Here is a 6,725-nt window from a genome sequence, read left to right as displayed (position 1 = left end):
GCCCTCGTTCAATTATGTTAAGATGGGAGTAGCTCATGTTGGGTTCTCCTGTAATTGATGGTTGTGTGGTAACTTCCATTTTACACGAATCCACTCATGGGCTTCTTTGTTCTTCTAGCTGTCGCACTTCATATTACAATTCGTCATATAAAAATATATTAAAAAAAGTTGACGTGTTAATACGCCAATGGTATATTGGATACAAGACGTTGTAACACGTCGGATTAGGAGGGGTATGAATGATCGGATTAGAGTACATTGTAAAATTGTATAACGGAACATACAAGAAGTTAGCGGAGAAGCTAGGAATTACACCATCAACAGTCACAGATTGGATTAGTAAGCGTAGACCCATTCCGAAAGCTAAACTAGAGGCCCTTTCACAATTATTTAAGATTGAAGAGGGTTTCTTTCAGAAGGATCTTACTAAGGTTGAAGAAATAGAATTACGACTCGACTATTTAAGACGTATTTCTAAACGAGATTTGTTTGAAGTTGAAGATATTATTACAGACGATGATGGTAAGGAATATGAATATACAAGATTAATTGATCCTCATGAAGATGAATGGAGAATGGCTACAGAAGAATTGAAGATAGAGAAGGTTATTCTTACGCTTCAAGGCGAGTTGTACAATGAACTTTATGAATTAGATCGAGGAAATAAAGCTCTTGAAGTAGTAGAAAGGTTGTCAAATGTACTTAATGAAGCTGTTCCATCACGTTTGGATGCTGAGCAGCAACTGCAATGGGAGAGAAAGCACGATAAGCGTATTGAAGCCTTGCGTTCCATGATGTATTTTATGGGTATTACAGGATTTTCAGTATGGGACGAAGAGGAAGAAAGCTTTCATAAAGAATTGTTCAAGCTTCTAAAAAAGCATGATTTGCTGTGGATGAAAGATTAAGACAAGAAAAATTGAAGGGAGGTGATGATGATGTAGGCAAATAGTCTTTTCTTATAACATAGCTAATTTGATCCAGGATATTAATTCATCCATAAAATAGAAAGAAGGAATTGAATGTTTGATACGGTAGTGATAAAAGCAAGACCGATTTACCTTGAATCAGAAGTATTGTTAAGCATGAAGAACTGTAAGTCAGTTACATTTCTAAACAAGGAAACTGGTGTACTCCAAACGAGGTATGAAATATATGATGAGCAGTTGTCATATATCAAGTATCTAGATGGCAGTCAGACGTTGTCCATTCAAGTCTCCATTCCAAAGCTGTTGTGCGGAAACAATGTAAATCTCATTAATCAACATGACATTCCCAGTTTCTTCGAGGGCGTTCAACAACGTATTCATCAACTCTTTTCGATCAGCATTCCCCATTCGGAATGGTTAATAAGCCGAGCAGATATATGTTGGAATTTCCAAGTAGGTAAAGATGTTGGTGAGTATGTACGAATGCTAAGTAAGCAGAAGTTAGCATTTAAGAATACAAGAAGCTACAACCAAGATCAGACGGTTGAGTTTTGCAACAAAAGCAGCAGAATAATTTTCTATGACAAGCAGCGACAGATACAAAAAGAGAAAGCATCACCTGAACTTGTCGAGCAATCCAAGGGAATCCTGCGGCTTGAAATTAAGCCGAGTAATAGCGACATGAAGAAGTTCTCACCTACTAAAAATGCTGTTGAGTTACTGGGCAAGCCATTCTTTGATTACATGACGGCTAAAGTACTAAATGAAATTGAATATCCGTCATCAGTAAGCACGATGGACTCATCTTGGCTAATGGGTAATAAAGAGAGCATATCTAAGATAGAAACGCTTCTCGGTTTCCAAGTGTTGCAAAACATGTTCGAAGAATCAACGCTAAGACAACTATTTACATCGTCAACCTATGCCAATCGCAAAACCTTGGCAAAAAAAATGACAATTCCCAAAGGGAACTGCCTAGAGCCACTGGTAATAAACCAGTAAATACACATCCACAGACACGGACACGTTATTTTGCCGATAACGATAAAAAGCCCAATATGCTGGATGAAATAAAAATAACTTAGTCCTAATTCTACTTGAAAATAAAGAAAAAGCAATCCCCGATGCCGAGTAACTAATGGGAAGACGATAACTTACCATCGGGGGGTGGTTTAGATCAATACTTTTATTCAGGCTTGTGAAAATGGGCATAGCACATCCAGCGACGGAGACAAGCTAAAATTAGAAAGCGATACGATAGCTTATTCTTGTTCTTCAACAATGAGTTCATGAATTTTTATATCAAGGGCTTCACATATCGATTCTAGCGTTCGGATATAGACCCGATCAACCTTATCCGAGCAGAGATGATTAATCGTACTTGGACGTAAATTCATTTGTCGGGCGAGTTGTCTTTGTGACATTCCACGCTCGTCTAATATATCTTTAAGTCGAATTTTTATTTTCATGCTATCCTCCATCGTTCCAACAGGGAAATATAGAGAGATTATACCACGAACCTGTCTGGAAAATCATTGAATGTCACGCTTAAAGGGTATATAATAACCTAATGGAACTGTTAGGCGTTACACTAATTACAATTTCCGTAACGATGGAGGATTAATGATGAATGTAATAGGCTATGTTCGGGTAAGCACACAAGGGCAAGCGAAGGATGGTTATAGCTTGTCTTACCAGCAGGACGAGATTCAAGCCTATTGTGACCGCCAAGGATGGCATCTCGTTCACGTCTTTACGGACGAAGGCATTAGCGGAGCAAAGGTAGATGAAGAAGCCTTAGAAGTCGAACGTGAAGGCTTTCAGGATATGATGACATTTATATCTAATAATAAGGTTAATTATGTGGTCGTTCTAAACACAAGCAGGTTATGGAGAAGTGACATTGTCAAAGTGCTTGTACATCGTGAATTAAAACGGCATAGCATTGATATTCAGAGCATCGAACAGCCCACATACAGCATATTTAAGAAAGACCCATCAGACTTTTTAATCAATGGTTTGATGGAATTGTTGGATGCTTATCAACGCCTAGAGATTACGATGAAGCTAGGGCGTGGGAGAAATAAGAAAGCATCCGAAGGCAAGTTTGCAGGAGGTGGCATTCCTTTTGGTTATAAGGGAAAACGTGGTTCGAAGAAAATAGTTATTGACGAGAAGCAAGCAGCAATTGTAAAGAGATTATTTCAATTAAAAGCACAGTTTCAAGCTTGGTCACTATCCGCATTAGCTGAGCAATTGAATGAAGAAGGGTTCACTACGGAGCAAGGAAAGTCATTTACCAAGGTACAGGTAAAACGCATTCTAGACCGTAAATCATTTTATCAAGGAAAATATCGTTACGGTCAGATTGAAGCAGATGGGTTGCATCAAGCTATTATTTAGTCAAGGAATACAATTAAGGTGAATAAGAGATTGCTAACGTGTCTTTGCGGCTCTGACCGCTCGAACTGAGGATGCAACCTTATCTTATCGTTGATGTTCTAGCCGCTCATTGAGTGGTTACTAATGGGCTGGATTCATACAGAGCAAGTATCTACGTAGTAATAAATCTTGTATGAAATGTAAATCAAACTTATTAGTAACGATTCAAATAACAATTACAAAAAGGGGCGAACAAAAATGATTGAGCAGCAAAATCTTATTTATGTGGGTGTAGACCTCCATAAACAGCATCATACAGCCGTCATTACTGATTGCTGGAACAAAAAGCTGGGAGAAATTAAGTTTGACAACAAGCCATCCGCATTTTCTTTGCTTGTTAAGGAAGTGAAGAAGCATACAAAAAAGAAGTTATCCGTTGTCTATGGCTTGGAAGATATAGGTGGTTACGGCAGAGGGTTAGCTGTTTATCTAATAGAACAGCAATGCTGGGTAAAAGAGGTTAATCCTAAGTTATCTAACGCTAGAAGAAAGAGCCATGTGACGGTCGAGAAGTCTGACAGTTGGGATGCAGAATGTGTTGCAAGAGTCTTGCGTGATGAATTGCACAATTTGCCTGACGCAAAGCCAATTGATCTATACTGGGCAATTAGCCAGCTTATAACGCAAAGGAAATGGCTAGCAAATAGTTTGTCTGGAACAGTGAAGAAATTACATCAACAGATTAGCTATCCGTATCCAAGCTATAAGAAGTTCTTCTCAGAAGTTGATGGCAAAACGGCACTTGCCTTTTGGGAGTCCTATCCTTCTCCACAGAAGCTAAAAGATGTATTCGAGGATGAACTTGCTATTTTTCTACGCAGTTATAGCAACAATGGACTTTCTAATAAGAAGGCTAATCAAATCTTATCGTTGATTGCTGCTGACGGTGATACGTATAGGGATTTTCAGGATTCAAGAGATTCTGTTGTGAAGAGTCAGGTGAAAACCATTGGCTTTCTGAAGAAGGAGATAGGAAGTATTGAAGTCGATATTGAGGACTTGATGAATCAGCTTGGTTTTCAGCTTGAATCCATGACAGGCATTGAATTAGTGACAGCGGCAGAACTTGTTGCTGAAATAGGAGATATTCACCGCTTTTCATCAGCAGACAAGCTTGCTAGATTTGCAGGAATCGCACCTGTGACCGTAGGTTCTGGGAATAAGTCGAGGAATTACAAGAGCAAGCAAGGTAACCGAGAATTGCATGACATTTTCAAAAACCTTGCCATCCGACAAATAGCCGTTACACGTACCAAGAAAGAGCCAAGGAATCCACATTTTCATGCATATTATGAGCAAAGGCTAGCAGAAGGTAAAACAAAGCAGCAAGCAATTGTTTGCATTATGCGTAAACTGGTAAATATCATTTATGCAATGATGAAAAACAAATCCGTTTACGTGATGCCGACCTTACCGATACAGCAAGCAGGATGATATAATTGGTGGTAATTGGATTGACATTCCAGTTGCCACCTCTTTTGTTCTAAGTTCCGTTTTATTAACTAGGATACGTATGAGGGGGCATTGGGGAATCCTTTAAGTCAAAATCTTTATACGTATGTGCATAATAATCCTCTTAACTTTATAGATCCATCGGGACATGTAGAAGTTAGTCTGCGAAACTACGCTTCGACATACGAAGGCTCAACGGTTTCATGGAATCAGAGCACCGGATATGCTACTGTCACTTGGCAGGGTATGAAGTTATCTGTTAAATCAACCGCGAATAATAACAGAAAAGGTAGTATTTACGTTGATGATTCTTTATTCGTAAATGCATTTGGAGGAGGTTACGAAAAACTTGTTGTTTATCAAGATTCAGTTACCAACAATGTATCTATTAGAGCAAACTTTAGTTATAGAGGCGAATCCGCTTATACGAGAATGCCTAATTCTGAAACCGCTGATGCCAATTGGGGAATAACATATTCAAGTGCATTTATTAAAGGAGTTGAAACGAACTGGAGTGGCACGTTTGGAGAATATAATGTCTCGACCTACGCAGATTATTACGCAGGCGGTATTAAAGTTTCATTTAAAGACAAATTAGGAATTTCAAACATGTCAGGGGGATGGTCAACAGCCAATCCAGGAAAGATAACAATGTACTATGGAGATTCCAGAGGAAATGGTGATCTATATTCGTCCAGTGACTTTATGTGGGTATCCGCTCATGAATTTGGTCATACACTTGGAGTTGGTGATGCATATAGTTCAAAAAACAGCACTGATGTAACGAGCATTTATAATCACTTCGGTACCGGTGTTCAAGAAATAGACATCAGAATGGTTTTAAATGCGTGGAGTACCGGAAAGTATCAAAGATGGGAATAAGGAGGAGTTCTTTCTTGAGGCTGTCGTTGTTGTGTATAGTTTGGGTACTTCTCATGCCGCGGCTCCATGTAAATTGCTCTTAAAATATGTTCCCATTGGGAGTATGATTATACGAGGAGGGGTACTATGTGCAATAAACATTTTTATTTATGGATTGGAATTATCGTATTAATAATCATTTGTTTAACCGCCTGTGAAAGGGACGGTGCCAAAGAGGTTTCAAAGGAGGTACCTCCTGGATTTATTTCATTAAATGTAGCCATCGATAATACTAACGGATCTCTACGTTACATGCCGTGGGAAAGCCAAATTGCATTTTTGGATGCTGACAATATCACGATATATCAAACGGGATTCGAAAACAGAGATTTTATTATTAAGTATAAGGGTGGATACTATATCAATGAGGAAAAGTATTTAGAATTGGTTGAAATTTCAAATTTAACTATGGAGCAGCGAAATCAGACATATCATCTAGGCGACATTGTCGGATTGCGTAAAAGTGCAACCGATCAATATGCAGTCAAGGTGGATGCGGTCCAGGTGGAAACAGTCGATGAGACAGAGATATATACAATTAAATTTTCCGTAGACCATGTTGATTATACTTACCAGATGGAACAGTTTTTTGATCATTTTGAAACTAAAAGTGGCAGGATCATTAAAGATTTTACCTTTTTAAATGAAGGAACAGTCCAAATTAAACTTCTAGCAGGGGATAAAATTAAGCTGATTGTATTAAAAAGTCCTGATTACGATGAATGTGTTAGGAGAGTAAGTATTGAGGAATAATCTTACGCACTAACACCTAGTCTGAGGCCGCTCGAACTGTCGAAAGGTGAGAAACAAGCTCATGTAGCTCTTAGCGGATGACCGCTACATCCCATGGGTTCGTTGAGAGGTTCATCAAACTGGAGATGGGCATTTAGGAAGGAGATCTGCTTAGTTAATTTTGGGTCAAATATTCTCAATTATCTGTTTCGCTTTGCTTAACATGCCGCTTGGAACATGATTGTAATA

At 38.7% G+C, this 6,725-nt stretch carries 7 protein-coding genes; 6 read left to right on the top strand and 1 reads right to left on the bottom strand.

Going from position 1 to position 6,725, the window contains the following annotated elements; all coding sequences use genetic code 11:
• The first annotated feature begins 239 nt into the window (after positions 1 to 239).
• Both AB4Z29_RS27550 and AB4Z29_RS27545 read left to right on the top strand, forming a co-directional pair.
• Positions 240 to 908, top strand: coding sequence for a helix-turn-helix domain-containing protein (locus AB4Z29_RS27550; RefSeq protein WP_441946172.1), 669 nt, complete (start codon positions 240 to 242; stop codon positions 906 to 908).
• Positions 909 to 1,022: 114 nt separating this feature from the next.
• A complete protein-coding gene (locus AB4Z29_RS27545) occupies positions 1,023 to 1,931 on the top strand; it encodes a hypothetical protein (RefSeq protein WP_441946171.1) in 909 nt (302 codons plus the stop codon).
• A 260-nt stretch (positions 1,932 to 2,191) separates the two neighbouring features.
• Here the strand turns inward: AB4Z29_RS27545 and AB4Z29_RS27540 are convergent, their stop codons facing one another.
• Positions 2,192 to 2,398 carry a helix-turn-helix domain-containing protein gene (locus AB4Z29_RS27540; RefSeq protein ID WP_441946170.1) on the bottom strand — a complete coding sequence of 69 codons (207 nt, stop codon included), beginning with the start codon at positions 2,396 to 2,398 and terminating at the stop codon, positions 2,192 to 2,194.
• A 157-nt stretch (positions 2,399 to 2,555) separates the two neighbouring features.
• Here AB4Z29_RS27540 and AB4Z29_RS27535 point away from each other — a divergent pair, with 157 nt between their 5' ends.
• From AB4Z29_RS27535 to AB4Z29_RS27520, 4 genes are all read left to right on the top strand, one after another.
• Positions 2,556 to 3,332: a recombinase family protein gene (locus AB4Z29_RS27535; protein WP_441946181.1), complete on the top strand. Its 777-nt coding sequence runs from the start codon at positions 2,556 to 2,558 to the stop codon at positions 3,330 to 3,332.
• 237 nt (positions 3,333 to 3,569) lie between these two features.
• On the top strand, positions 3,570 to 4,805 hold the full coding sequence (locus tag AB4Z29_RS27530; RefSeq protein ID WP_441946169.1) for an IS110 family transposase: 1,236 nt from the start codon (positions 3,570 to 3,572) through the stop codon (positions 4,803 to 4,805).
• Between the two features lie 90 nt (positions 4,806 to 4,895).
• On the top strand, positions 4,896 to 5,705 hold the full coding sequence (locus tag AB4Z29_RS27525) for a hypothetical protein (protein ID WP_441946168.1): 810 nt from the start codon (positions 4,896 to 4,898) through the stop codon (positions 5,703 to 5,705).
• A gap of 126 nt (positions 5,706 to 5,831) precedes the next feature.
• Entirely contained in the window at positions 5,832 to 6,497 is a 666-nt protein-coding gene (locus AB4Z29_RS27520; protein ID WP_441946167.1) for a hypothetical protein, read from the top strand.
• Positions 6,498 to 6,725: the final 228 nt, after the last annotated feature.

Source organism: Paenibacillus sp. 2TAB23 (assembly GCF_052115165.1).
Lineage (GTDB): Bacteria > Bacillota > Bacilli > Paenibacillales > Paenibacillaceae > Pristimantibacillus.
Note: the sequence above shows the minus strand (reverse complement) of the source record. Positions and strands in the feature narration are given on the sequence as shown.